General features: G+C 56.0%; 17 protein-coding genes and 5 pseudogenes. 19 read left to right on the top strand and 3 right to left on the bottom strand.

Features of this window, described 5'->3' with window-relative positions; all coding sequences use genetic code 11:
* Positions 1-794: pseudogene (locus LPU83_RS22250) on the bottom strand (transposase); the annotation flags it as partial.
* Between the two features lie 277 nt (positions 795-1,071).
* Between LPU83_RS22250 and LPU83_RS22235 the strand changes: the two are divergent.
* Both LPU83_RS22235 and LPU83_RS22095 read left to right on the top strand, forming a co-directional pair.
* Positions 1,072-2,301, top strand: a complete 1,230-nt coding sequence (locus tag LPU83_RS22235; protein ID WP_024318156.1) for an ATP-grasp domain-containing protein — start codon at positions 1,072-1,074, stop codon at positions 2,299-2,301.
* 84 nt (positions 2,302-2,385) lie between these two features.
* Positions 2,386-2,670: pseudogene (locus tag LPU83_RS22095) on the top strand (transposase); the annotation flags it as partial.
* A gap of 171 nt (positions 2,671-2,841) precedes the next feature.
* On the opposite strand, the gene LPU83_RS22090 reads toward LPU83_RS22095, so the two are convergent.
* Complete coding sequence (locus tag LPU83_RS22090) at positions 2,842-3,726, bottom strand: MurR/RpiR family transcriptional regulator (RefSeq protein WP_024318154.1); 885 nt, start codon at positions 3,724-3,726, stop codon at positions 2,842-2,844.
* Between the two features lie 227 nt (positions 3,727-3,953).
* On the opposite strand from LPU83_RS22090, the gene LPU83_RS21985 reads away from it, so the two are divergent.
* The 11 genes from LPU83_RS21985 to LPU83_RS21385 all read left to right on the top strand — a co-directional run bounded on the left by LPU83_RS21985 (position 3,954) and on the right by LPU83_RS21385 (position 17,164).
* Positions 3,954-5,279, top strand: coding sequence for an aspartate aminotransferase family protein (locus LPU83_RS21985; RefSeq protein ID WP_024318153.1), 1,326 nt, complete (start codon positions 3,954-3,956; stop codon positions 5,277-5,279).
* A gap of 83 nt (positions 5,280-5,362) precedes the next feature.
* The gene (locus LPU83_RS21850; RefSeq protein WP_024318152.1) at positions 5,363-5,875 is read left to right on the top strand and encodes a carboxymuconolactone decarboxylase family protein; all 513 of its coding nucleotides are present in this window, start codon (positions 5,363-5,365) and stop codon (positions 5,873-5,875) included.
* A gap of 66 nt (positions 5,876-5,941) precedes the next feature.
* A complete protein-coding gene (locus tag LPU83_RS21780) occupies positions 5,942-6,409 on the top strand; it encodes an Lrp/AsnC family transcriptional regulator (RefSeq protein WP_024318151.1) in 468 nt (155 codons plus the stop codon).
* 268 nt (positions 6,410-6,677) lie between these two features.
* Positions 6,678-7,802 (top strand): M20 family metallopeptidase, encoded by a 1,125-nt coding sequence (locus LPU83_RS21760; protein WP_231052388.1) that lies wholly within the window; start codon positions 6,678-6,680, stop codon positions 7,800-7,802.
* A 489-nt stretch (positions 7,803-8,291) separates the two neighbouring features.
* Complete coding sequence (locus LPU83_RS21705; RefSeq protein WP_024318149.1) at positions 8,292-9,896, top strand: ABC transporter substrate-binding protein; 1,605 nt, start codon at positions 8,292-8,294, stop codon at positions 9,894-9,896.
* Between the two features lie 719 nt (positions 9,897-10,615).
* Positions 10,616-11,557, top strand: coding sequence for an ABC transporter permease (locus LPU83_RS21700; protein ID WP_024318148.1), 942 nt, complete (start codon positions 10,616-10,618; stop codon positions 11,555-11,557).
* A 1-nt stretch (position 11,558) separates the two neighbouring features.
* Positions 11,559-12,437 carry an ABC transporter permease gene (locus tag LPU83_RS21695; RefSeq protein WP_024318147.1) on the top strand — a complete coding sequence of 293 codons (879 nt, stop codon included), beginning with the start codon at positions 11,559-11,561 and terminating at the stop codon, positions 12,435-12,437.
* A gap of 1 nt (position 12,438) precedes the next feature.
* Entirely contained in the window at positions 12,439-13,446 is a 1,008-nt protein-coding gene (locus LPU83_RS21485; protein ID WP_024318146.1) for an ABC transporter ATP-binding protein, read from the top strand.
* Positions 13,443-14,471: an ABC transporter ATP-binding protein gene (locus LPU83_RS21435; RefSeq protein WP_024318145.1), complete on the top strand. Its 1,029-nt coding sequence runs from the start codon at positions 13,443-13,445 to the stop codon at positions 14,469-14,471. Before LPU83_RS21485 ends, LPU83_RS21435 begins: the two co-directional genes overlap by 4 nt.
* Before the next feature lie 57 nt (positions 14,472-14,528).
* On the top strand, positions 14,529-15,896 hold the full coding sequence (locus tag LPU83_RS21425) for a CapA family protein (RefSeq protein WP_167546194.1): 1,368 nt from the start codon (positions 14,529-14,531) through the stop codon (positions 15,894-15,896).
* On the top strand, positions 15,890-17,164 hold the full coding sequence (locus LPU83_RS21385; RefSeq protein WP_024318143.1) for a M24 family metallopeptidase: 1,275 nt from the start codon (positions 15,890-15,892) through the stop codon (positions 17,162-17,164). Before LPU83_RS21425 ends, LPU83_RS21385 begins: the two co-directional genes overlap by 7 nt.
* A 458-nt stretch (positions 17,165-17,622) precedes the next feature.
* On the opposite strand, the pseudogene LPU83_RS21375 reads toward LPU83_RS21385, so the two are convergent.
* Positions 17,623-18,789 (bottom strand): annotated as a pseudogene (locus tag LPU83_RS21375) (IS110 family RNA-guided transposase).
* A 447-nt stretch (positions 18,790-19,236) separates the two neighbouring features.
* On the opposite strand from LPU83_RS21375, the gene LPU83_RS21350 reads away from it, so the two are divergent.
* The 6 genes and pseudogenes from LPU83_RS21350 to LPU83_RS75640 all read left to right on the top strand — a co-directional run.
* Positions 19,237-20,841 carry an ABC transporter substrate-binding protein gene (locus LPU83_RS21350; RefSeq protein WP_157997290.1) on the top strand — a complete coding sequence of 535 codons (1,605 nt, stop codon included), beginning with the start codon at positions 19,237-19,239 and terminating at the stop codon, positions 20,839-20,841.
* 232 nt (positions 20,842-21,073) lie between these two features.
* The gene (locus LPU83_RS21340) at positions 21,074-21,883 is read left to right on the top strand and encodes a gamma-glutamyl-gamma-aminobutyrate hydrolase family protein (protein WP_051166750.1); all 810 of its coding nucleotides are present in this window, start codon (positions 21,074-21,076) and stop codon (positions 21,881-21,883) included.
* 288 nt (positions 21,884-22,171) lie between these two features.
* Positions 22,172-22,700 (top strand): annotated as a pseudogene (locus LPU83_RS21330) (IS110 family transposase); the annotation flags it as partial.
* 219 nt (positions 22,701-22,919) lie between these two features.
* Positions 22,920-24,443: an IS21 family transposase gene (gene istA, locus LPU83_RS21325; protein WP_037071281.1), complete on the top strand. Its 1,524-nt coding sequence runs from the start codon at positions 22,920-22,922 to the stop codon at positions 24,441-24,443.
* Positions 24,444-24,454: 11 nt separating this feature from the next.
* Positions 24,455-25,201: an IS21-like element helper ATPase IstB gene (gene istB, locus LPU83_RS21285; RefSeq protein WP_024318137.1), complete on the top strand. Its 747-nt coding sequence runs from the start codon at positions 24,455-24,457 to the stop codon at positions 25,199-25,201.
* A gap of 293 nt (positions 25,202-25,494) precedes the next feature.
* Positions 25,495-25,746: pseudogene (locus LPU83_RS75640) on the top strand (transposase); the annotation flags it as partial.

Here is a 25,746-nt window from a genome sequence, read left to right as displayed (position 1 = left end):
TCACTCCTTCTGACTTTTTCTCCGGTTGATCGTTCTTCAGGAACAAGGCCGAGATATCCTATGAGCTGGCTTGTCCTCTCGAACCGACGCATATCGCCGATTTCGGTGGTGAATGTCACGGCGACGATCAGGGTCCACGCCGCGTATGTCTGCAATGCACGAACCATCGGCGCCGGCGACCAGGCAAAGGAACGAACTCTTCGAGTACACCTTCCAGGCGTTGGACCGGTTCCTTCGAGTCCGGGTGATCAAACTGTTGCTCCTGCAGCCAGCGCAGATAACGCATCGTCCAGCCGTTCTTGCGCGGATCGATACCATCGTGCTTGAGCATGAAGGCGCTTATCTGTTGCCGGTGCACACGCGATGTCTCGACTGCCGCCGCTCGAGCGCGAACGAGATCGTCTCTGGCCCCATGCCTTTCGTCCGGAACCAAACCGCGGTCAGCTCGCCGGCCCGCAACAGGCTGGCGAGCGAAAGTGCATCTCCGCGGTTCGTCTCCACCCGATCACCGGGCTTCCTTGGGATCAGTAAGGGGCGCGACCACGGTGCACTCGTGGCCATCGGATCAAGCGATAGAGACCGTAGCCGGTGGACCCGGCTTCATAACAGAAATGCACGTGATTAGACTTTGTGGCTATTCACTGAATCGCCCGGCGCATCCCCGCGTCCGACGCCTTCAACTTCACCGAAAGAACGGACCTCTCCGTTGCGATGCGACTGCCATCCGCAATCGCGATGGCATTCTTCAGCTTGGCAACATTAATTCCGATAAAAGCTTCTCTATAAGCCCACACGGCTCGTCCTATTGTGATGAGGATAGGCTCGGCAAGCCCGCAAACCTCGAACGAGCAGTGTAGGGCGAGCCACACCTCACGGTTTCAGAGGCGGACATACGGTATTACAACAGACCAAGCCGGGCTTAGCAAACACGGCGCCGAAGTGGATCCTCAAACTTTACAGGATCTTCACAACCGCAAATGGCTCGACAATGGTAAGTTCCCGCGCATCTGAGATCAGCCACCGGTAAGAGCTGGTGGCAATTCCGAATTGCGCACACGGGGTCAGGGGCCAATGGCAAACAGAGCACTTATCCTGCTTGAGGGTCATAGGAGTAACGGTCCGCTCTACATTCAGGCGGCCCAGCGTCTTGATCTTCATCCAATTACTCTGACAACGGATCCAACTCAATACCATTATTTGGAAAGGGAGAAGATTGATGCAATCCGTGTTGATACGAACAGTCTCGATTCGCTGATTTGCGTGTGTTCTCGGCTACGGACGACCTATGACATTGTCGGCATTACGGGGTTTTCGGGCCGCGACGAGTCGTTATATTTGACAGTCGCGAAGCTCTGCCAGCACTTCGGTCTACCAGGACCGAATCCCGCAGCGGTTGAGCGATCCTGCGACAAGTTCGTTCAGCGACAGTGTCTCGCGAAGGCTGGAGTTCCAATGCCTGCCTTTCGCTTGGCGGCAGATCCTATGGGAGTAAAAGATTCTGCTACCGAGATTGGCTTTCCGGTGGTAGTTAAACCAGCCGTCGGCAGCGGCAGCAGCGGTGTCCGATTGTGCCGCGACGTCAGTGAATTAACTGAACATACGAACTATCTCCTGGGTGGAAAGCACACATGGCCGTGTGAGCCTCGTATACTGGTCGAACAATTCGCTCGAGGGCCGTCTTATAGCGCTGATACGATGGGAGACATGGTCATCGCGGTTGGTGCGGCGGAGTTCGACCAGCCACCGTATTTCGTCGTTCGCGAAAGCGTCTTTCCAGCCCGGCTAACTGGTGATGACTATAGACGCATCGTCGATGTTTCACTGAACTGTCTGCAAGCCCTCGGTCTTAGTTGGGGGCCAACGAACATTGAATTTCGATGGACGAAGCAAGGCCCCGTCGTTATTGAAGTTAATCCTCGGCTTCCGGGTTGGACCACTCCCCGTTTGATTCAACTGGCTTACGGAGTTGATCTCATCACCGAGCACATCAATCTCGTCACCGGTGAGAAATGCGATTTGCGTGCAACTCATTTGCTCACTGCAGCCGCGCGGTTCCTAGTTCCTGATCGCGATGGCATCCTTGATTGGATCGACGGCGACATTCGGGCGGCGGCGGTACCTGGTGTCGATGAGGTCAGATTTTATGTTAAACCAAACACCCTGGTCGTCAGAAAAGGCGATTACTTGGACTCTATTGGTCATGTTATCGCCGCTTCACCCAGCTTTGCTCAAACCGAGGCCATACTTGACCGTGCCGTTGACTTAATTAGGTGGTCAATCAATGGTTGCGTTGCCGTCTAGCCGCCGAGCAGGCTGTTGAAAAGGCCACTGGCGCATAGGCTCTGGTCGTGATTCGCTCGCTTTATTGCGATTTGGACCTGATGGATGCGCGGCGGCGATGTGAGGACAGGCGAACTCTTCAGCTATGTCGATCTCGAGGATCGCGTTCGTAAAGATCATCCGCTACGGGCTATCCGCCAGATCGTGAACGAAGCGCTCGTTTCACTGGAACGAGATTTTGCAGCGCTTTATTCATCGATCGGATGGCCATCGATCGCGCCTGAAAAGCTTCTTCGTGCCATGCTTTTGCAGGCCTTCTATTCGATCCGTTCCGAGCGACTCTTAATGGAGCGGTTGGAATACGACCTTCTATTCCGCTGGTTCGTCGGCGCGAAGACGGGGCAAAATGGACATGTAGGGAGGTGGACGTGGTGCCTCTGATCGCCAGCAGCTGTGACGTCTCTGGGGATCTCCCCTTACGGATCGTGATGAGACTTCGAGCTACCGACCGGCTGTGACGAGTTCGCCTAAGGGCTTATCAGTCATCGGGCTTAAGGGTGCTCATATCTTCCGGCGCGGGATAGAACTTGCGTATGTATTCATCGACAGAAGATGCTGATCTGCTCGTCTAAGCTCGTCCAGGGAAGCAACTCGGTCACGAGTTGCCAACAGTCCGCACAACACTTCCGAAATGGCCAGAGCCGGCGTCAAAGTATGGAAGAAGGTTTGGCTCTCCGTAGAGAAAAGCACGACATTCTCAGCGATGGTCACGAGAGGAGAAACCTCACTATCTGTGATCGCAACAATTCCAACGCCTTTGTTCCTAGCAGCTTCAGCAAGTTCCAAAGTTTGGTGTGAGTAAGGCTTTATCGAAATTGCCAGCAAAACGTCTTGGCTCGTGGCGCGAATAAGCGCATCGCCGCTTGTGCCGGCAGGGCTATCGAGATGAACAGTCTTTTCGCCAAGTAATGTCATGACGTAGTGGAAATGCCAAGCCACCGAATGGCAAGATCGCAACCCCAGAACGTAAATTCTCCTGGCTTCGCCTAGGCGCTCGGCGATGATGTTGAGCCGCATCAGCGTTTCTGGTTCACAGAGACGAGCAACTTGTGCAGAAAGGCCTTGCAACATACGTTGCGCCAGTCCTTCCCCGTTTGCGGCCCCGTCGTTTCGCTGCAACGCACGAGCGGCAAACCCCTCCACGCTCACCCGAATGACGTCAGCATGCTGGCCCCGAAAGTCTTCATAACCGGAGAATCCGAGAAACTTCGCTAATCGCGTCATCGTCGAGGGTTGCACGCCCGCATTACGGGCCAATTCTCGCATCGACACGAGCGCGACTTCCTGAGGATGCTCCAAGATATGGCGAGCCGCCTGTTGCAGTTGTTGCGACATATCGTCAAACCGCTCGATAATTCGAGCGTGCAAAGGGCCTTTTTGCAACATTTGCCTCACATCATCAGCTGCCATAACTCACCCGGACCTTCTCTCCAGCGAATAGAAAAGTCAAATCACCAGAGGCGGTTCCCACCATATAACGCTCACATCACCATATAAAAACAAATGCATCAAAATTTTTATGATAAAACGGTTGTTGCATAGTCGAGCAAAATCTGCAATTCAATATTCGAACGCGCCGGTCCCGGCTAATCGGGCAGCTGAGATATTTTTATATGACTAAAATCCTTCATCGAAACATCGGTACGAATCTGCCCAAGGCCGTCGCGGGCGAAGGCATCTACATCACGGACAGCGAGGGTCGAAGGTACATAGACGGGTCAGGCGGCGCCGCTGTCAGTTGCCTTGGCCACAACCATTCGGAAGTGCTTGCAGCGATGAAGGCGCAGATGGCGCGCATCAGCTATGCTCATACTTCGTTCTTCACCACCGATATCGCTGAACAGCTTGCTGAGCAGCTTGTTGAGCTCGCGCCTGAGGGTCTGGACTATGTTTACCTGGTCTCTGGCGGATCCGAAGCGGTCGAGGCCGCGCTTAAGATGGCGCGCCAGCATTTCGTGGAGGTTGGCCAGCCTCAACGACGCCATATCATCGCACGTCGGCAGAGCTATCACGGAAACACAATTGGAGCGCTGGCAACCGGTGGAAATGAATGGCGCCGCGCACAGTTCAAGCCTCTCTTGCCTGAAACCCATCATGTCTCACCGTGCTACGCCTATCGCGACATGCAGACTGGTGAAACACCGGAGGCTTACGCCGAACGGCTCGCCGCCGAACTGGAGGCTAAGGTCATCGAGTTGGGAGACGATAAGATCATGGCATTCGTTGCGGAACCTTTAGTTGGTGCGACGCTGGGCGCCGTGGGGCCGGTTGCTGACTACTTCAAGCGGGTGCGGGAGATCTGCGACAGGTATGGGATCTTGCTCATCCTCGACGAAGTCATGTGCGGGATGGGCCGCACCGGAACGATATTCGCGTTGGAGCAGGAAGGAATCGTTCCCGATCTGGTGACCATTGCGAAGGGCTTGGGCGGTGGTTTCCAGCCAATCGGAGCGGTGCTGCTGTCTGAAAATATCTATCGCGCATTTGCGGAAGGTTCGGGGCTGTTCCAGCACGGACATACTTACATCGGGCATCCGATCGCTGCGGCGGCAGCCAGCAAGGTGATCGAGATCCTCAAGCGCCCGGAAATGATGGTCAACGTCGTAAAGATGGGTGATCGGCTTCAGGCTGGACTTGATGCGGCACTAGGCCAATCCCCTTACGTTGGCGACATCCGTGGCCGGGGTCTGTTTCGTGGAGTGGAAATTGTCGCGGACAAAGACACGAAGCAACCGTTCGATGCAGCTCGAAAAATTCACTCGAAGATTAAGACAGAGGCAATGCAGCGGGGCCTGATGTGCTATCCGATGGGTGGCACCATGGATGGTAAGCAAGGCGATCATGTGCTGCTGGCTCCGCCCTACATCGTTAAACCCGAGCAGATCGACCTGATCGTCGAACGCCTCGCTGCGGCGATCACTGCGGCCATTGAGAGTTGAGCTTTGTCATGAATGCCTCCCGTCCAACAATATCTCCCTGTCCGCCTCTTACCGACGAAGAGTGGCCCACAGAAATTTCCGATATGAAGGCAGGTTTTGCCGGAACGCTGAACGTGTACCGAACAATGGCGCACCATCCAGCATTGTTGAAGGCCTGGGCTCCGCTGCGCCAGCATATCGTCAAAGACAGCGCTTTAGGGGCCATTCGGTCGGAACTCGTTATCTTGAGAACTGCCCATCGGATGGGCTCGGATTATGAGTGGGCCCATCACTTTAGCCGTGCCCGATCTCTTGGTATTTCAGATGCACGAATTCAAGCTATGCGCGGCTCGCCCGATGGGGAAGATGGACTAATTGCCCGGGCCGTTGATGCGCTTTTCGATGGCTTCCGGTTGCCCGCAAGTCTCGAACGAGCGCTATCAGCCGCGATCGGGACGCAAGCTGTCATCGACCTCATGGCGACAGTCGGGTTCTATTCCATATTGGGCTACATCCTCCTGACCTATAAAACCCCGATAGACGAAGCTGTCGCAGCAGTAATGACGGAGCGGCCACTAACTGAAACTCTGGACTATGGCCGCGGATCCATGAGTTAGGCGTTTTGTTAGGCGGAACGAAAAAGCTTTGGTCTGGAAGCCCATGCCGCTTCACAGGATATCGCAATGATCGAGCTAGATCGCATAGATGTGGCGCTTCTTGAGGCAGTTCAGAAGAATAATCGCCTGAGCTCAGAAGAACTTGCAGAGGCAGTCCACCTCTCTCCGACAGCATGCCAACGTCGCTTAAAGCGGTTGCGCAACGAAGGAGTTATCGAAGCGGATGTGTCGATCGTATCGCCCAAAGCAGTCGGACGACAAATTACGATGATTATTCTGGTCTCTTTTGAACGAGAGAGAGCTGACATCGTCGACCGATTCAAAAGTGAGGTTCGAAATACCCGGGAGGTAATGATTGGCTACTATGTAACTGGAGATGCCGACTTCATACTTGTTGTCACTGCGAAAGACATGGAGGGGTATGAACAGTTCACCCGTCGCTTCTTCTATGAGAACCCCGATATCAAGGGATTCAAGACAATGGTTGTGATGGATCGCGTCAAAGCCACTTTCGCCTTTCCCGTTGAGGTTTAACATCTGCTGCCCCGGGGACGGTAGACGAGAGAGGTTCCGAAGGGTCACCGGTATACGTCAGCGAGATGCTAGTCGGACTCGCGAGGGTACCAAAAGCCGGCAGAATCCCCGGCTTTTGCGTTGCACCCTCTTTCATGCACTTCGCAAGGCGCTGCCGGTAAACGTCGGCAAATTGCGTTCATAACAAAGCGAAAGTAGGGGAAGTTCACAAATGAGGAAACTCATAAACGACCTGCTCTCCGAGATAGAGCGCGATGCGGTTATCGAGATGCGTCACGCCATGCATCGCGAGCCGGAACTTTCAAACGCTGAGTGGAAAACTCAACAGCGGATTATCGAGACGCTGGCAAGGTTCGGCGTAACAGGCGCCAAAACGTTTCACGAAACAGGCGTGTACATTGATATAGAAGGATCAGTACCTGGTCCCGCACGCTCGGTCGCGCTGCGCGGGGACATCGATGCACTACCGATTCAGGAAGACCGCGATGACCTGCCCTATACGTCGCAAGTGTCGGGTATAATGCACGCCTGTGGCCACGACATGCACGGCTCGATTGCCTTGGGAACGGCTCTTGCTTTTCACCGAATGCGAACAAACTTCTCCGGAAAAATTCGAATCTTCTTCCAGCCGGCGGAAGAAGCCGAGCCGCTCGGCGGTCGTACGGTGGTGGAAGAAAATCTGCTCGACGGCTTCGACGCCGCAGTCGGGTTTCATGTCCGGACGGATATCCCGGTGGGCTCCTACGGTGCTCGGGCGGGCGCTGTGACGAATTCATCCGACCAGTTTACGCTCGAAATTACCGGAACGATGGCCCACGGTGCGAAACCACATGCGGGAGTGGACGCGATTGCCATCGCTGGCGCGTTCATCAACGAGGTTCAGAAGGTGGTTTCCCGCGAAATGCCGGTAGACGATCGAGCGATCGTGACAATCGGGACGATCCATGGCGGAGAAGCGACGAACATCATCTGTCCATCCGTCAAGATGACGGGTACGATCCGGACCGCCAGTTCCGAGCGGCGGGAACTCCTAGTCCGACGCGTCCGCGAGGTTGCCGAAGGTGTCGCCACGATGCATCGGGGCACGGCAGGATTCAGTTCTCAGTTTGGCGAGCCCCCTGTGGTCAACGACCGCGCCATGGTCGAACATTTCCGACAGCTTGTCGTTCAAACTGTGGGCGAGGACAAATATGTTGAAGGAGCGTCGAGCGCTGGCAGCGATGACTTCGGCTTTTACTCAAGCTGCGTGCCATCGATCTATTTTTGGTTCGGCAGCAAAGAGCCAGGCAACGAGTCCGGCGTTCACACACCTACTTTTGGGGCCTCTGACAATGTTCTGCTCCCGACAACAGAGCTAGCGATCCGGTACTGTTGGGACCTTTTGCACGCTTGAGGTGACGGGGATCTACCCAGCCCACTCAGGATGCCCATTCTTGAGATGCCCGGTATGAGCGCTGGCCTGCTGCGATTTGGACAAGGTTAGCGCTACGACTTCAGACGCCTTCCCAGGTCTCTCCGTTGCCGCGAAAAAGAGAAAAAGAGGCTATTCTGATGACTGCACTCATCTTGGCGGACGCGTGCTCTGCGATCTTCGCAATTTCGGCACAGACGACCATGGCTTCTGCCCCAAACCAGCATTCAGCAAACACCAGGATCGTTGCTACAAGGGACGCGTCTACTCGCCGATCTTTCACTTGGCTTGAGACGAATGAATCGCTCTCGTCATATTACAACACATGTTGCCATAGTTTCGGCATTTCGATAGATGTTTCATTCGGCGCTGGCAACGCGGAGCAAAAGCGCCTGCATTGTCAAAAGATCCGATTTCAGAGGCCTGGGACCGCCGCGCCTGCGGCCAAAGGTTCAAAAGGGGACCTAAAGCATGGAAATTTCTCGACGCGATCTCTTCAAAGTCAGCATGGCAGCCGGGACTGCTTTGACGATCCCATCCATCCTGCTGGCACAGGCCGCAGGTGTCGATCCAAGGACTATCCGGATGGTGAAAACTGGCGATCTTCAGGTTTTTGATCCCATATTCACGACGGCGAATATTACGGCCGACCACGGGGCGGCAATCTACGACACTCTTTTTTCGGTCGATTCCAAATTTGAACCGCGTCCGCAGATGGTGGAGAAGTGGACTGTTTCCGAAGACCAAAAGACCTACACGTTCGTGCTCCGCGATGGCCTGGCATGGCACGATGGTTCACCTGTCACTACCGCCGACTGTGTAGCTTCGATCCGTCGTTGGGGACAGGTTCATCCGGGCGGCCAATTGATCATGGAATTGGCCAATGACGTCTCACGGTTCGACGCCAAGACTTTCACCATCGCCCTGAAGGAGCCGCTGGGGCTATTGATCGACATACTTGCGGACCTGACGCCGCCTTGCCTCTTCATTATGCGAGAGAAGGATGCAAGCCGCCCTGCTACCGAGCAGGTGACAACGAACATCGGGTCAGGTCCGTTCAAGTTCAATGAAGCTCTCGCCAAACCCGGCGCTAGCTTCACCTATGATCGGAATGAAAAATATGTACCACGCAACGAGATTGCCGATGGGCTGGCTGGTGGCAAAGTCGTCAAGGTTGATCGCGTGATCTGGGTCAACATCGCCGACCAGCAGACTTCTCTTTCTGCGCTACAAACCGGTGAGATTGATTTCCTTCAGGGGCCTCCTGTGGATCTGTACTCAGTAGTCGAGAATGATGTAAACTTGGAACTCGAAGTTCTCAACAAAGGCGGGGATGACATTTGCCTCCGTATGAACTTCCTGCAGAAGCCTTTCGACAACGTCAAAGCACGTCAAGCTCTGCTTCACCTGATCGACCAAGAAGCACTCTTGCAGGCAATGGCTCCGGACCCAAAATTTGGTCGCCCGGTCACCTCCATATTCGGCAATAATACTCCGATGACGAACGATGAGAACACAGGGTGGTTCAAGAAGGGTGGCAACCCCGAAAAGGCCAAGCAACTCTTCAGCGAAGCGGGATATGCTGGTGAGAAGATCGTAATTCTGCAGCCTACCAACGTAGCGAAGTTCAACGATGCGTCGCAAATTGTTGCGTCTGCGCTGCGAAAAATTGGGATCAACGCTGTACTGGCGCCGAGCGACTGGGGCGGCTTGGTCGCGCGCAGAGCGAACAAAGGCCCGGTTGAGAACGGTGGCTGGAACGTCTTCATCACGGATGAAATCGACTACTCGCTAGCAAATCCCCTCGGCACACCGTTCCTCGTGGCTAGCGGCAAAAAAGCTTGGTACGGATGGCCGAAGAGCGACGAATACGAAGCGCTCCGGGCCAACTGGGCAAAGGTTAATACGCTGGAGGAGCGGAAGGCACTTGCCAGAAAGATGCAACGCGTCTGGTGGGACTTTGTCGGCGACATTAGGCTTGGGCAAATCGTCTCGCCTGTTGCACGCCGGAAAGCGCTCACCGGAGTCATCTGCATGCCGCAGATCATCCCTATGTGGAGTATGCTGAAGATTTAAGCAGGCGGTGCCCTTGCTCTCGCGGGATAGTCCCGACCATTGCCACGTTGTGATGGGCGGGATTCGTGTGTTCCGATCAGAACATCGACCCGCGCCGTGGCACAGAACGGCCATACCTTCATCGGCACAGTGCAGGTCGGCTGCCCCGGCCAGCTAGCGCGGCGTGAGCGGCAAGTCCATCGAGCTTGGTCTCGCAGCAACGCAACGAGGTCAAGGAGTCAATGCAACGTTTGACCTGCAAATCATAAAATAAAACATATGTTGCACATCGGGGTAAGCTGGAGTACATAAGGTGGGACGCTAACGTCCGCGACGTTAACCTATCCGAACTTTTCGGAAGATCGTCGCAACAAAAAGCTGGGAGGAGCTGCGACATGATTATTCGCGACGCGAAGACGCCGCGCCAATAGCGGTCCAATCTAGGAAGGTTGGAGAATCTTCATCACCAACGATATGAACTATCGCCAACGGGGCTCTGTCCTCGATGCAGGTGGGAAAAGCCGCGGTTTGGGGCGAATATCAAGCACTCTGGGCCAAATAGCCAATTTGGGCCGATCGAAGTGCAAAGTCCTTGATCGAGATTGGCATGGGATCCGTGGAATTTCGTTGGCGACATTCGACTCGGTCAGTTCGTATCCGCGAGAAGCGAGGCGCCTTCCGGAGTCTTCTAGATTCTGCAACCTGTCGCCAAGTGGAACATGCAAAAGGTCTAAGGAACAATGGGCATTTACATCCTTCGAAGGTTGGTTTCGGCGATCGCTGTAATGGTGATGGTTGGAGTCTTCGTCTTCCTGCTGCTCAGGCTAGCGCCCGGCGATCCGGCAGCGATAATCGCTGGCGACGCGGCTACCCTGGAGATGATCGCCGGCATCCGCGAACAGTTGGGACTAGCCGATCCGCTGCTAGTTCAGTTCGTACGTTGGGCGATTTCCATCCTCGGCGGGGACTTTGGGACTTCGATCTTTACGGGGCGCCCGGTCGTTGAGCTCATCGCGGACCGACTAGAGCCCACTCTATGCCTGTCCTTCATGACAATCATTTCCTCTGTAACGATAGGAGTGTACTTCGGCGTCTTTGCTGCATGGCGCGCCGGTGGCGTCATCGATCGCGCTCTCGCAGGATTTGCGGCGGTTGGTTTTTCTGTTCCGGTTTTCGTCATCGGGTATGCTCTCGTATACTACTTTGCAATCACAACTCATTGGTTGCCCGTTCAAGGTTACGCGCCCATTAGCAGTGGCGCCGGCACTTGGTTCGTGCACCTGGTTCTGCCGACGCTGACTCTGAGTGTTGGCTATGTGGCGTTCATCGCGCGGATCACGCGATCAAGCATGCTCGAAGTACTGTCGGAAGATTACATGCGAACGGCTGCGGCAAAGGGCGCGTCATCATACGCCATGCTTTTTCACCACGCCCTGAAGAATGCCGGAGTGCCAATCCTCACCGTCATCGGCTTGAGTTTGGCGGGTTTGATATCCGGGGTCGTTATTACCGAGACCGTGTTTAACATCCCCGGCGTTGGTCGCCTGGTAGTCGATGCGATCAACAATCGTGACTATCCCATTATTCAGGCCGTTCTAATCCTTGTTTCGGGCCTTTACGTGCTGATCAACCTTGCGGTTGATCTCTCCTATACCCTGGTCGATCCTCGTATTCGGTACTGATATGACACTCTCTGCTCAGCTTGAACCCGTGCTGGCGCCCCGGCTACGAAATGCTCATCTTCCTCGTCTAATCAGGCGGCATCCACTCGTGTTTGTAGGTGGCAGCCTATTGACGGTATTGGTGGTTCTGGCGGTTACCGCACCGTTGTACGCAGGCGATCCAGTAAACATGGACCCGTTTTCTCGTCTGCAGGCGCCTTCACCTGAGAAGTGGTTTGGAAGCGACCACCTGGGCCGGGAGGTGTTTGCTCGAACTATCTTTGGTGCCCGCATTTCTCTCATAGTGGGGTTGCTTTCGGCGACTTTCGCCTCTGCCGCCGGGCTCCTGATCGGCATCCTCGCCGGTTATAGTCGGAGTTTTGACAATGTCGTTATGCGGATCATGGACGGCTTGATGTCTATTCCGACAATTTTGCTTGCTATAGCACTCATTTCTCTAACTGGTCCCGGGGTTAGTATCCTCATCGTCGCCATCACGATCCCACAACTGCCAAGCGTGACGCGGTTGGTTCGTTCGGTAGTTCTCAGTGTTCGAGAACGACCCTACGTCGAGGCTGCACTTTGCGGTGGCGCGCGCCTCCCGAGGGTGTTGTGGCGCCATATCCTTCCGAGCACGATCCCACCTCTTATGGTTCAGAGCGCCATTGTATGTGCGGATGCAATCCTCACAGAAGCCGGCCTCAGCTTTCTGGGCGTGGGCGTGCCTCCCGAGATTCCCAGCTGGGGGAATATGATTTCGAGCTCTCGCCTGTTTCTCGGCATCGCTCCCATGACTATCTTCGCGCCAGGCATCTGTCTCGCCGTCACCGTTCTTGCCGTCAACTTGCTTGGGGATGGGTTGCGTGACATGTTTGATCCCCGTGCCAAGCGGAGACGCTGACATGAAAATGCAGAAAAACATAGATAGCCAGTTGCTTCTCGATGTTCGCGACCTTGAGACCCACTTTTATGGTGAGGAGAGCGTTACACGTGCTCTAAGCGGCGTTAGTTTTCAGGTGAACAGCGGCGAAACACTTGGCGTGGTCGGTGAATCGGGCTGTGGGAAGAGTGTCACCGCCCTGTCAATCCTTGGTTTGCTGCCAAAACGCACAGCAAAGACCGTTGGTGGTGAGATCCTTTTCAAAGGGCGCAACCTTATCAATCTCTCGGAGCGGGAAATGAGAAAGATCCGTGGCGACCGTATTGCCATGATCTTTCAGGAGCCTATGACAAGTTTGAGCCCGGTTCACACCGTCGGTCGTCAAATCGCCGAAGCTGTCCAAATTCATACGCGTGCTTCCCGCTCGAAGGCGTTGGAAAAATCCCTTGAAATGCTTCGCATGGTGCGCGTTGCCGATCCCGAGCGGCGCTTGTACAACTACCCCCATGAGATGTCAGGCGGGATGCGTCAGCGCGCCATGATTGCCATGGCGCTCGCTTGTTCACCCGAGCTACTGATCGCGGATGAGCCAACCACGGCGCTAGACGTCACTATCCAGGCGCAGATCCTGAGACTGATCGTCGACCTGAAAGAGCGCATGGGTACCGCGGTTATGCTGATCACACATGACTTGGGCGTAGTTGCAGAGACGTGTCAGCGTGTGATCGTCATGTATGCGGGTAGGATCATTGAGCAGACTACGGTGAAGGATTTGTTCGACTATCCTCTGCATCCCTACACAAAGGGCCTTATGCGATCCATGCCCGATCCCAGACGTGGGCGGCAGCAGCGACTAGCAGAAATCCCTGGAATCGTTCCCAGTTTGCGCGAGCCGATCGTAGGATGCAGTTTTGCGCCTCGTTGCCCGTTTGCGACGGGAATATGCCGTGAACAAGCGCCGAGCCTTCGTGACGTCAGGCCTGGCCATTCTGCAGCATGCTGGCGAGCCGAGGAGGTATTGGGCGCATGAGTGGTCCTTTGCTTAAAGTCGAGAATCTGACCAAGCATTATCCCCTCGGTGCGGGCTTCCTGAAGAAGACAATCCCGGTGGTCCGGGCGGTCGAAGACGTTTCGTTTACCGTTGAGCCCGGGGAAACTCTTTGCATTGTAGGCGAATCCGGCTGCGGTAAGTCAACAGTCGCGCGGCTCTTGATGCGGTTGGTGGATCCGACGGGTGGTCGGGTCCTGGTCGACGGCACCGATATTGCCGGACTAAAGAAGGATGCTCTTCGAGTTTCGCGGCGTCGGATGCAGATGGTTTTTCAGGATCCATTCTCTTCGTTGAACCCGCGTCTGACCGCAGGAGAGATCATCACCGAGCCTGTCGAGAACTTCGAACGGCTAAGCCGCAAGGACCGCAAAGCACTCGCCGCCGACCTCCTTCGAAAGGTCGGGTTGTCGCCGGAGATCATGCACAGACTTCCGTCAGAAATGTCGGGTGGCCAGCGGCAGCGCCTGGGTATCGCCCGTGCGTTGGCCCTCGAACCGTCGCTCATCATTGCCGACGAAGCAGTCTCGGCTCTTGATGTATCCGTGCAGGCGCAAATCCTAAATCTTCTGATGGATCTCCAGCAGCAGATGGGTATCGCCTTTGTCTTTATCTCGCATGACCTCAGTGTCGTTGAACATATTGGCCATCGCGTGGCGGTCATGTACCTCGGTCGGATTGTGGAGCTGGCGCCGTGCGACGCGCTTTTTGCCAATCCAGTTCACCCATACACAGAGGCGCTGATCGCGGCTGCACCGATACCAGACCCGGAGCGGGTTCGGCTGCAGGTGCCCCTTGAAGGGGAGATACCTAGCCCCGTCAATCCACCGTCCGGATGTACGTTCCACCCGCGCTGCCCGCTCGCGGTCGAACGGTGCCGAGTTGAAGTGCCGTCGCTGGTTTCGGTGGCGGACGGTCGAGTAGTGGCATGCCATGTGCGCGCTCCGGCGTGTGGCACCAACGACCAATTGTCTGCGGCGGATCACATCGCAGTCGCTGTGGAGTAGCCGCTGCGCTGGTGATGATGCCGACAGGCAACGACCAACACGGAAGAAAGAAATATAGTGGACCAACCGGCAGAAAATAATGTCTTCCGACAACAGGCTAGCGACTACGACTCCGTGGGTTCGCTTGCGACGAACGTAGCAGACGGTTTCACTTTAGTTGCCGTGGGCGACCTAATCCTGTCTCGAGCGATTACAGAAAACAACAGCCCGGGGTTCGGCGAAGTGGCCGAACTTCTGCAAGGAATTGATGTTACGTTTGGCAATTTGGAAACGAACATCTTTGACAGCCGATATTTCACCGGAAGTCCCGAGGCGGAATATGGCGGTGCGTACCACGTCAGCCTGCCAGTTGTGGGGCCTGCTTTGAAGGCAATGGGGTTCAAGCTCGTAAGTTACGCCAACAATCATACGTTCGATTGGGGCGTTGAAGGCATGCGAGCGACCTCCCGGGCGCTCGACCAGAACGAAATCATTTATGCAGGTGTCGGTGAAAACCTTTCGCAAACTGGCGCCGCTCGTTTTGTCGAAAGTCCGCGTGGCCGGGTGGCGCTTGTGTCGTTTGCAACGACGTTTACGCCGATGTCCCGGGCATGTAATCCCGCCGGCGAGGCACCGGGCAGACCAGGCCTTAATGCACTTCGACTGGCACGGAGCGTGGTCGTGGCGCCCCAGATGCTTATAACCCTGAGGGAGATACGCGATTCCCTACCAAATTACGTGCGCGATCTTGCGGATGACAATCGAGTTGAGGTTGCTGGTGTGACCTACAAAGCCGGTGAGAAAGCAGGCTACAGCTATGAGCCCCATCCCGGAGACGTTGCTCAAATCTTGCGCAATCTAAGACGGGGTAAACAGTTCTCTGACTTCTGCATTGCAACGAACCACGGACACGAGCCGGGAAATTGGAGCCAGGAACCGGCTGATTACGAACGAGCGTTCGCGCACTCGCTGATTGATGCTGGGGCCGACGCATATATCGTACACGGCCCGCACCAACTGCGCGGAATAGAAATCTACAAGGGACGGCCAATCTTCTACAGCCTTGGAAACTTCATCATGGATGACCTCCGGACACCCGTGGGCGCCGATATGTTTGACGCTTACGGCAAAGACGAGCGGGCTGACACAGACGCTGAGGTCACGGTCGCCGAAATGGCATCGGGATATGCAACAGCCCCAGGTTTCAAGGATCCGCTTTTCTACGAAAGTGTTGTGACCTCAAGCCGGTTCGAGGGAAACACACTTGTTGAACTAAAACTCCACCCGATCGAACTAGGTCATTCGAAGAGGTTTGCGAACCGCGGTATCCCACGTCTTGCGCCTCCGGCCCAAGCACGATCAATTCTGGAACGTCTTCAGAAGCTGTCGACGCCTTTTGGAACTGAGATCACCATCGAGAAGGATGTTGGGATCATCAGATGGTGATGGACGGCCTGCTTCTCTCTCGGCTTGTCGCGCTTAGTGATTTTTTGGCGGGAGCAATGCAGCTTCGCGCGGAAAACATTTCGAACGGGGCTCCCGCCAGCCTCGGTTTGGCAAGACAATGTAGGAATGAACTGATGACACAGCCAATACTGTTCCCCCCGCCCTTTCCACCCGAGGAATTTCGTTCCCGCCTCGCAGGATTGCGAGAGGTCATGGCCAAGCGCCACGTCGATCTCCTTATTGTGGACCAACGTGAACACAGGGCTTATTTCAGTGGATACTCGTCAACAGCGGCCATGTACCAAGCTTTGCTTATTCCCCTTGACCAAGAGCCGGTCGCAGTAATCCGCGACCTCGACTCTCCGAGCTTTAGCAAGGCGAGTCGGTTCAGTGATTGCGTGGCATTTTCCGATAACGAAAATCCGATCCAGGTTGTGGCCGACACGATCAAAGCTCGCGGCTTTGCAACCTCCACCATCGGCATTGAACGCGACAGCCACTTCCTTACTGTGAATAGGGCATCGGAGCTCGAAAGCCGGTTGCCGGATGCTAGGATGGTCGACTTCTCCCGTGTCATGTGGGAAATGCGGCTCGTCAAATCCCCGCTCGAACTTGCTTGCCTCAAGGTAGCCGCCGAGATCTGCGACCGAGCAGCGGCGGCAGCCTTCGACGCAGCTCAGGTCGGTGTCAACGAGCGTGAAGTCTTCGCAGCCATGACAAGCGAAGCGTGGCGCAGTGGCGCGGACGATGCACAAGTCGCCGTCATCTCGTCGGGACCTTCGACATCGTTTCACGCGTCGCTCAGCGACCGCGTGTTGGAGAAAGGGGACATCGTATTTGTAGAGCCGGTCCCGCACTTTCGCGGCTACACCGCGCGATTGATGCGCCCGAAAGTAATCGGGGAGCCGACCGATGAGCAAATCCGGACAGCGGGAACGATGGTCCGGATTCAGGACGAGCAGTTCCGCACCATGAAGCCCGGCGTATCTGCAAGGGACGTCGACCGCGTAGTGCGCGAAGGAATGTTGGCGGCTGGACTGCGCGACAGCTACACCGGCATCACTGGCTATACGCTCGGCCTCAAGTGTCCTCCTCGCACCAGTGATTTCACGCGCGTTTTCCTGGCCGACAGCGACTGGCAACTGGAGGAACACCAGGTCTTCCACATGTATACCTCCGCGCGTGCCCTGCCGTTTAGCGAAACCGTTGTTGTTACACCGGAGGGCGGGAAGCGCTTAACCAAATCGGAGCGTAGACTTTTCTTTTAACGCCCCATGCAGGTCTCGACGGGGCCATGTTTCATGCCGCAGGACGCTGAACCGGTATCCTCGGCATTCCTTGGTTCACGGCGATGTCGAACATGCAGAAGTGCTGATGATCCGTAAGCGCGTAGGCGACCCCACGTAGCGTAGCGGCTCACATGGGAAGTTTCGGGTCAAGAACTTTTAATGGTCCATCGCATGTTTCCCTTCGGTTCGGTCTTTCGGCATCCAAGGTTGAGCCTGTTCGCGTGAACGGGCCTGTTTCCATTGCCGGTTCAAACTCACATTCGGTTGCCGCGCTGGGCGGCTCACCATGATCCCGCTTGCGTTGCGGCAAAGGCTCAGGAGGACGAGACCATTCTTAGCAGCGGCTTTTGAAGCCATATCGCGGATCGGTTCGTCCCTCTGGATCCGCCAGGATTGATCGCGCCTGGAAGATTGCGGAATTTGGCTTGTATGGATTGTCAGGCCGTCTTTAACGCAGCGCCCTCGATGACAACGCCGGCGGTCACATATTTCCATAGAGCAACCAACAATTTGCGTGCCAGCGCCACGATCGTACTCTTCTTCGCTGGATTGCACGCGAGCCGTAAACCACTGGCTCAACGCTGATTGCGGCTGATGGCGTAACCACAACCACGACAGTTGGATCATCGTGGCGCGCAGGCGCGGGTTGCCGCCTTCGAGACGCCTTGCTCGTGATCGATGGTTCCACTCTGCCAGGGTGTCGGTGCCAGCCCCGCGTACGCAGCAACCTGTCGCCGGTTGTCAAAATGGCGGAACAGCCATTCGGTCCAGAGAACAGCCGCAAATTCTAGACCAATGCCTTTGATGTCGCACAGCATCGCCCCAGCCGGGATCAGCGTGGCCGCCACGCTGTCCTTTTGCGCCGCCGGGAGCGTATCCCGCTCGTTCTCCACCGCTGTAATTTGCTCTAGCAACAATTCGAGGCGATCAAGTTCACGGCTTATTTGAGTTTTGAGGTGGGTCGGCAAAGGACGGCCATCACCCGTATGAAGCTCGTCCAGTTGCTTGCGCCGGTTCTTGCGCAGCGGCTCGTAACCACTCATGCCCTGACCGAAGAGCAGGCCTTTGATGCGATTGACATGTTTGATGCGCTCGGCGATCAGAACCTTGCGCTCCCGGCAAATACGACGGCGATCTTCTTCCTCGGGGCTTGGCGCATTGACCATGGCGCACACCCGCGGCTCGCCGCGCTTGAAAGCCAACAGCGCTCGAACCAGCGCCTCACCATCCAATTTGTCCGTCTTCGCTCGCCGGCGCCTGCGCGAGGTTGCGATCGAGGCTGGATCGACGACGTAACTTTCTATCCCGTTCGCCTTCAGCACACGATCGATCCAGAAGCCGTCAAGTCCGGCTTCCTGAATGCTCACGATCGGAACCTGATTGCCCGTACAAGACCGCACCTTCTCTTGGAGCTGAGCAAAACGATGCAGCAATGCCGCCACATCGCCGCCAGCCACCGTGTGCTTCGACATCTTCTCGCCGTTTCCCGGCGACAACGATGTGATCAGCCAGGTTGAGCGAGAGAGTTCCAATGATACGAATATTGCGGCAAGATCAGTGCGGATAGCGGTCGGCGTATGCGGTTGGGAAGTTCCAGCTTCCATGACGGCGTCTCCTATGAGGTGAGTGCGTTATTGCAGCCTCACTCTGCCAGAGCGCCGGCCGCTATTCACTTCCCATGGGATCTTGGCGCCCTCCGCAGAGCGGGATTGATAGGGCTCCCCTATTATGACAGTCGGCGAATGCCGGATACCTCAGTGTTTCCGATCGACTAAGCTAGTTTTGCTTCCTCTGGTTGTGGACTGGGCAAAATCACAGCCGGTGGGTCCGTCTCAAAACACCCGGGCAACACCTCAGCGCAGGAATTGACCTATTCGATCGAGGGTATCTTGCTAGATGATACGAGTGAAGCATATAATAACGGACAAAACAAATGTTGCAAGTTCGGTTGTGGAATGGTAGCTGTGACGACCGACATCGTGTCGTGAGCAAGACTGGCTACAAAGCCACGCTAATTGCTTGTAACAACACATAAAGAAGGGAACCGAAGCATGACAATCTCTCGACGCGAACTCTTCAAAGTGAGCCTGGCCGCCGGAGCGGCTCTCTCGACCCCATCGGTCCTGCGCTCTAAGGCAGCGGCTGCCGAACCTCTAACGATCCGTATGGTAAGGGACAACCTTAAGGTCTATGATCCAATTTGGACCACATCCGGCGTAACCGCTAATCATGGCGCGGCAATCTACGACACATTGTTTGCCCTTGATTCGAAATTCATGCCTCACCCGCAAATGGTGGGCAACTGGGGCGTTTCCGAGGACAAAAGGACTTATACGTTCGAACTGCGGGATGGTTTGGCGTGGCACGATGGCACTCCAGTTACTGCGGCTGACTGTGTTGTATCGCTTCGCCGATGGGCAAAAGTCCATCCCGGTGGAAAATTGATCATGGCGCGGGCAAGAGACATCTCTGCGAAGGATCAACGCACCTTCACTGTAGCGCTCAACGAACCTCTTTCGTTGCTGATCAATATTCTAGGGGACGTCACTGCGCCACTGCCATTCATGATGCGTGAAAAAGACGCCGCGCTCCCTGCCACTGAGCAGGTGACCTCAAACATTGGGTCGGGCCCATTCAAGTTCAACAAAGAACTTGCTAGGCCCGGCGCCAGCTTTACATATGATCGCAACGATCAATATGTACCGCGCCAGGAAGCTTCTGACGGATTGGCCGGCGGCAAGATAGTGAACGTAGATCGCGTGGTTTGGAATATCATTTCCGACCAGCAGACTGCACTAGCAGCACTTCAAGCGGGTGAGGTCGATCTCCTCGACAGTCCGGCAGTTGATCTTCTGTCAGTCATCGATGCCGATCCTAACCTTGAGGTTCGGGACCTGAACCAAGGGGGATTGAACAATGTCCTGCGGATGAACTTCTTGCAGCCCCCGTTTAACAATGTGAAGGCCCGTCAGGCCTTACTCCATCTGATTGACCAGGAAGCGTTCCTAAATATCCTGTTCCCGGATCCAAGATACCGTGACACCGTCACATCCATCTTCGGACATTCCACGCTTTACACAAATGATGCAAATACGGGATGGTTCAAGAAGGGAGGGGATCCGGAGAAGGCCAAGCAGCTCTTCAGGGAGGCCGGATATGCGGGCGAAAAGGTTCTCATTCTCCAACCGACTGACTTGGGATTGGCAGCAAGTAGCGCCTGCCAACTGCTAGCAGACACCCTACGGAAAGTTGGAGTCAATGCAGAGCTTGCTCCGATGGCTTGGAGTGAACTTGCCACGCGCCGGTCTAGCAAACGCCCGGTCGACAATGGTGGCTGGAGTCTCTTCATTTCTGACCAGTCAGACTACGCCCTTGGAAATCCCATCGGCTCGCCTTTCTTGGTCGCGAGCGGTGACGACGCCTGGTACGGTTGGCCGAAATCCGCTGAGTATGAAGCGTTACGGGACAAATGGGCAGACGTTGAAACACTTGACCAACGCAAGGATCTGGCTCGGCAGATGCAAACTGTATGGTGGGATTTTGTCGGCGACATGAGGCTTGGTCAAAATTCCCAGCCAATTGCGCATAGAAAAGCGCTGACCGGCCTCATTGGTATGCCACAGATCATCCCCATGTGGAATCTCAGGAAAGCGTAGCGCCCGACAAGAGGATTGCTCGGACGAGTCAGAGGTTCGGCCATCGCTATGACAGCGATGGCCGAATGTTTTACTTCGGAACGACCCAAGGACTGGTGCTGGCGTCAAACTTACCATACGTCGGCACATCCCGCGGTAAAACAAATGTTGCGTGTCGTGCAAGAATGAATTAAACGGAGCAGGCCCATATGAGGAGGCCGAAATGAGGGAAAGCAAAGACTTACGGGGCGGGATGTATGCGACCGGATCTACGGACGGCAACCCACTGAATCGTCAGCCGCTTGTTGCCATTTCAGCGGATGTCGTGGAGCTATACAAATATCTCTGGCAGGCGACCCCTTTGCAGTACATCGAGGCGGCGGTTGCAGGCGCAGGGGTCTTTCCTTTGATCGTTCCTTCAGTTGGAGACAGACTTGACTTCGATCAACTCTTTGCCGCTGTTGACGGACTGATTGTAACGGGCTCCGGGTCAAATGTGCATCCATCACTCTATGGCGGTGACCGGAGTCAAGCAAATGGTCCCTACGATCCTGCGAGGGACTCGACCACATTGCCGTTAATCCTCAAGGCAATTGCCGAAGGGCTTCCTGTGCTTGCGATCTGCCGCGGGCTTCAGGAATTGAATGTCGCACTCGGTGGGACACTTGCGACGGAAATTCAAGAGCGGCCTGGGAGCCTTGATCACCGGGAGGTGCAAAGCGATAACCGCGACGAGCGGTACGCAATTCACCAAGTCTTATCCGTTACGCCAGATGGCTGCCTCTCCAGCGTTGTCGGTGCAGACAATATCATTGTGAATTCTCTCCATCGCCAAGCTATTGACCGGTTGGGGGAAGGGCTTGAAGTTGAGGCCCGGGCCGAGGACGGAACTATTGAGGCAGTGTCGTTCCGGAGCGCATCGGCTTTTGCCCTAGGCGTCCAGTGGCACCCCGAATACTGGATAAGCACCGATGAGATATCGGCACGCATATTCCGCGCGTTCGGCGACGCGGTCCGCGCCCGCGCGGCCCACAAAGGTCCTGTAGCGTACGTCGCTGAATAAGCAAGGCAATTAAGCACCGATGTCGTTATCTATCTGTCGAGATGCTGGACCTCCTGGGATGAGCGATGAGCTCGTGGGACGGGGGAAGCGCTCTGAGCCAAAACCGGACTGGCCGATCGCACTGGCATAACTGACTCTGTCACCCGTGACCTGCCACTGCGAATTTCCTCGAGGATGGATTAGACCGTATGTTCGCGGGGTGAGCGTGGCCCGCCCCCGCGGTAAGCTAGAATCGGGGGTTGCTCTGGATTGGCCGGAGCCGAGCCCCATGCTTAGCGAGGGCGAACCATGAAAGAGAATAGCGTAATTTTCATCGGCTTGGATACGTCGAAGCTGAAGATTTCAGTGGCGGTTGCCGATGGAGAGCGTAACGGCGAGGTGCGGTTTTTCGGCGACATCTCGTCGGAGCCGGCGTCGGTGGCGGCGATGGTCAACAAGCTTTCTAAGCTGGAGCGAAGCTTCACTTTGTTATGAAGCCGGCCCGACCGGCTACGGTCTTTATCGCCAGATTGTCGAATTGGGGCACGACTGCGTGGTGGTGGCACCGTCGCTGGTTCCCAAGCGTGCGGGCGACCGGGTGAAGACAAACCGCCGGGATGCCGTAAGCCTGGCACGCCTGCACCGGGCGGGTGAACTGACGGCGGTCTGGGTTCCGGATGAAGGCCATGAGGCGATCCGCGACCTGGTGCGGGCTCGCGAGGCTGCCAGCGACGCGCTGAAGCAGGCGCGCCAGCAGATTCAATCTTTCTTGTTGCGTCACGGCCGCATCTATACCGGTCGCAAGCCATGGACGCGTGCTCATACACGATGGCTGGCATGCCAGGCTGCGGAATCCGGGTTCATCGCGCGCACTATTCCGATTTGATCGCGCGCACCGTTCCGAGATGATGACGCGCACCATTCCGACAATTATCCGCGCAGCATTCCGAGATGATGGCGCGCAGTAGGAAGATGTCGTGAGGCCCGATCGTTGGGGTTATTTCTCCAGGTGGAAACATCGCCATGGAGAAGTGAATTGCCGACGAGGAGACTTATGATGCGCCAGGTGCGCGAGATTTTGAAACTGCAGCTGGATGTCGGTCTTTCGAACCGCGCCATTGCCAAGCAATTAGGCGTCGGGGAAACTTCGGTCCGCGACACGTTGAAGCGATTGCACCGGGAAGGACTGACATGGCCTTTACCGGATGCGATCAGTGACAGCGAGCTGGAGCAGCGCCTTTACGGGACACCCGGTAAAAAAGCGGGGCGCCGGAAGCAGTCCGAACCGGACTGGTCTGCTGTCGCGCGCGAATTGAAGCGCAAGCATGTGACGTTGCAAGTGCTCTGGGAGGAGTACATTGCTCGGGATCCCAATGGGTACCGGTATTCGAGATTTTGTGAGTTGTTCCGAAACTGGCATGGCCGGCTGCCTCTGGTGATGCGGCAAAGCCATGCAGGCGGCGAGAAGCTGTTTGTCGATTATGCCGGTGACAGGGTGGCTGTCATCGACCGCAAAACCGGCGTGGTGCGGGATGCACATATCTTCGTGGCGGTGATGGGGGCGTCCAGCCTATCGTTCGCGCTGGCGACGTGGAGCGAACAGTTGCCCGACTGGATCGAGGCGCACAACGCAGTCTACAGGTTTTTTGGTGGGGTGACGCAGCTTCTGGTCAGCGACAACACCAAATGCGCGGTGATCAAGGCTTGTCACTTCGATCCGATGGTCAATCGGTCCTATACGGATATGGCGCGACATTACCGGACGGCAGTTTTTCCAGCACGCCCGCGAAAACAGCGCGACAAGGCAAAAGTCGAAAATTGCGTCGGAATCGTAGAGCGTTGGCTTCTCGGCCGGTTGCGGAACCGAACCTTTTCCAGCCTCGCCGATCTCAACAAGGCAATCACCGATCTGATCACCCGGCTCAATGACGAACGGGTGATACGCCAGTACGGCAAGACGCGGCGCGCGTTGTTTGAGGAACTGGATGCCCCGAACCTGAAGCCGCTACCTGCCGAGCCCTGGGTGCATGCGGAATGGCGTCGCTGTCGCGTCGGTATCGATTATCATATCGAACTCCATAGGCACTTTTATTCCGTCCCTTACCGCTTTGCTCGCAGCGAGGTGGAGGTTCGATACACCATTCGCACGGTGGAAATATTCCTCGGTGGGGACAGAATTGCCGCGCATGTGCGTGGCAGCAGCAACGGCCGCCACACGACGGTTTCCGTGCATATGCCGCCAAACCATCAGCGGTATCGCGAATGGACGCCGGCGAAGATACGCAGTGAAGCAACCCGGATCGGACCCATGCTGCGCGTTCTCGTTGATCGGATCATTGAGAAGCGTGCGCATCCGGAACAGGGATACCGTGCATGTGTCGGCATCATCGGCCTGGAAAGGCGTTTTGGCGCCGATCGCCTTGAAGCGGCTGCGCAGCGCGCATTGGAATTCCAGGTGCTCAACTATCCCGGCATCAAATCCATTCTCGAAAAGGAACTGGACCGCATCCCCCAGTCCGAGCGCATCGAGCAGGAACCGATCCAGCACTCCAACATCCGCGGCTCCGGATATTACCATTGAAAGGAATAGAAATGCTCAAACATCCCACCCTCAACCTGCTGCAGCAGCTGGGGCTTGCCGGTATGGCAGAGGCCTTCGCAAGACTTACCGATAACGAAGACAGCGACAACCTCAGTCATGGCGAATGGCTGGCGCTGCTGCTGGATCAGGAAGCAACCTGGCGCAATAACAAACGTCTTGCGCTACGGCTTCGCAATGCGAAGCTGCACCATCCTGCTGTTCCCGAGGATATCATTCGCCGTGCGCCACGCGAATATGATCGCAGCATACTCGACCTGCTGGTTGCGGGCGACTGGATCAGAAAGCACGAGAACTGCGCCATTGTCGGTCCGACAGGCATTGGGAAAAGCTGGTTGGCCTGCGCCTTGGGACACAAGGCCTGCCGCGACAATCATTCGGTCCTTTACGTCCGGATGCCGGCATTGCTGCAGAGCCTCGAGCAGGCCCGCGGCATTGGCAACCTCGCAGCGCGCCTGAAAAGTCTCGGCTCCGTCGAACTTCTCATCCTCGATGACTACGGGCTTCAGCCCATCGACGGCAATGCTCCCCACTATCTGCTGGAGATCCTCGAGGGACGATACGGCCGCCGGTCGACGCTCGTCACCAGCCAATTCCCCGTGGCCAGATGGCACGAAAAAATTAGCGACCCCACCTACGCCGACGCAATATTGGATCGTCTTGTTCACAACGCTCACAGGCTTGAAATGAGCGGCGAGTCCATGCGTCGTCTGCGCCAATCGGCCGAAATACAGACCTGAAAAGGGCCGGACCTAAAACCGTGGAAAATATCCTGGCCAAAAGAATGTCGGACGCGCGGCCCGCGAAGCAGACCGGCCCCTACGGCGCGTTGGGAAGCGCGGCGCCGGACTGCTTCGCTCCGTTGGCGGCAATCTTCAGCCGTCCACAACGAACTCATCGACACCAGCTTGACCAGGATAAGTTCATAGTCACATTTACCTTCAACGATCCGTCGCCTCAGATGCGCGCGATCAAATCGGAACAGTGCGCGGCATCAGGTTGGAATGCATGCGCGCGATCGTCGGAATCCGCATGCCAGGCATTCGATCACCCCGCCCACCAAATCCTGTTGGCGGAATATTGCCAGGCGATCGAGGATGCCGGCGTGCGTCTGGACAGGCTGACCAAGCTGGTCGTCGAAACCGCGGCATCCTGGTCAATGGCCCCGGTTGTGGCCGCCTACCAGGCGATGCGCGGCGTCGCGTTCATGACAGCGGTCACCTTTGTGGTCGAAATCGGCGATGTCAGGCGCTTTGATAATCCTCGTCAGTTGATGGCGTATCTA

The sequence above is a fragment of the Rhizobium favelukesii genome (assembly GCF_000577275.2).
In the GTDB taxonomy this organism is placed as follows: domain Bacteria; phylum Pseudomonadota; class Alphaproteobacteria; order Rhizobiales; family Rhizobiaceae; genus Rhizobium; species Rhizobium favelukesii.
This window is presented reverse-complemented; position numbering and strand designations above follow the sequence as displayed.

Coding starts and splice junctions, on each gene's coding strand:
- LPU83_RS21340 (WP_051166750.1), top strand. CDS start 21,074: ATGTATGCGACCGGATCTACGGACGGCAACCCACTGAATCGTCAGCCG.
- LPU83_RS21350 (WP_157997290.1), top strand. CDS start 19,237: ATGACAATCTCTCGACGCGAACTCTTCAAAGTGAGCCTGGCCGCCGGA.
- LPU83_RS21985 (WP_024318153.1), top strand. CDS start 3,954: ATGACTAAAATCCTTCATCGAAACATCGGTACGAATCTGCCCAAGGCC.
- LPU83_RS21485 (WP_024318146.1), top strand. CDS start 12,439: ATGAAAATGCAGAAAAACATAGATAGCCAGTTGCTTCTCGATGTTCGC.
- LPU83_RS21705 (WP_024318149.1), top strand. CDS start 8,292: ATGGAAATTTCTCGACGCGATCTCTTCAAAGTCAGCATGGCAGCCGGG.
- LPU83_RS22090 (WP_024318154.1), bottom strand. CDS start 3,726: ATGTTGCAAAAAGGCCCTTTGCACGCTCGAATTATCGAGCGGTTTGAC.
- istA (WP_037071281.1), top strand. CDS start 22,920: ATGCGCCAGGTGCGCGAGATTTTGAAACTGCAGCTGGATGTCGGTCTT.
- LPU83_RS21435 (WP_024318145.1), top strand. CDS start 13,443: ATGAGTGGTCCTTTGCTTAAAGTCGAGAATCTGACCAAGCATTATCCC.
- LPU83_RS21850 (WP_024318152.1), top strand. CDS start 5,363: ATGAAGGCAGGTTTTGCCGGAACGCTGAACGTGTACCGAACAATGGCG.
- LPU83_RS21385 (WP_024318143.1), top strand. CDS start 15,890: ATGGTGATGGACGGCCTGCTTCTCTCTCGGCTTGTCGCGCTTAGTGAT.
- LPU83_RS21760 (WP_231052388.1), top strand. CDS start 6,678: ATGCGTCACGCCATGCATCGCGAGCCGGAACTTTCAAACGCTGAGTGG.
- LPU83_RS21700 (WP_024318148.1), top strand. CDS start 10,616: ATGGGCATTTACATCCTTCGAAGGTTGGTTTCGGCGATCGCTGTAATG.
- LPU83_RS21780 (WP_024318151.1), top strand. CDS start 5,942: ATGATCGAGCTAGATCGCATAGATGTGGCGCTTCTTGAGGCAGTTCAG.
- istB (WP_024318137.1), top strand. CDS start 24,455: ATGCTCAAACATCCCACCCTCAACCTGCTGCAGCAGCTGGGGCTTGCC.
- LPU83_RS22235 (WP_024318156.1), top strand. CDS start 1,072: ATGGCAAACAGAGCACTTATCCTGCTTGAGGGTCATAGGAGTAACGGT.
- LPU83_RS21695 (WP_024318147.1), top strand. CDS start 11,559: ATGACACTCTCTGCTCAGCTTGAACCCGTGCTGGCGCCCCGGCTACGA.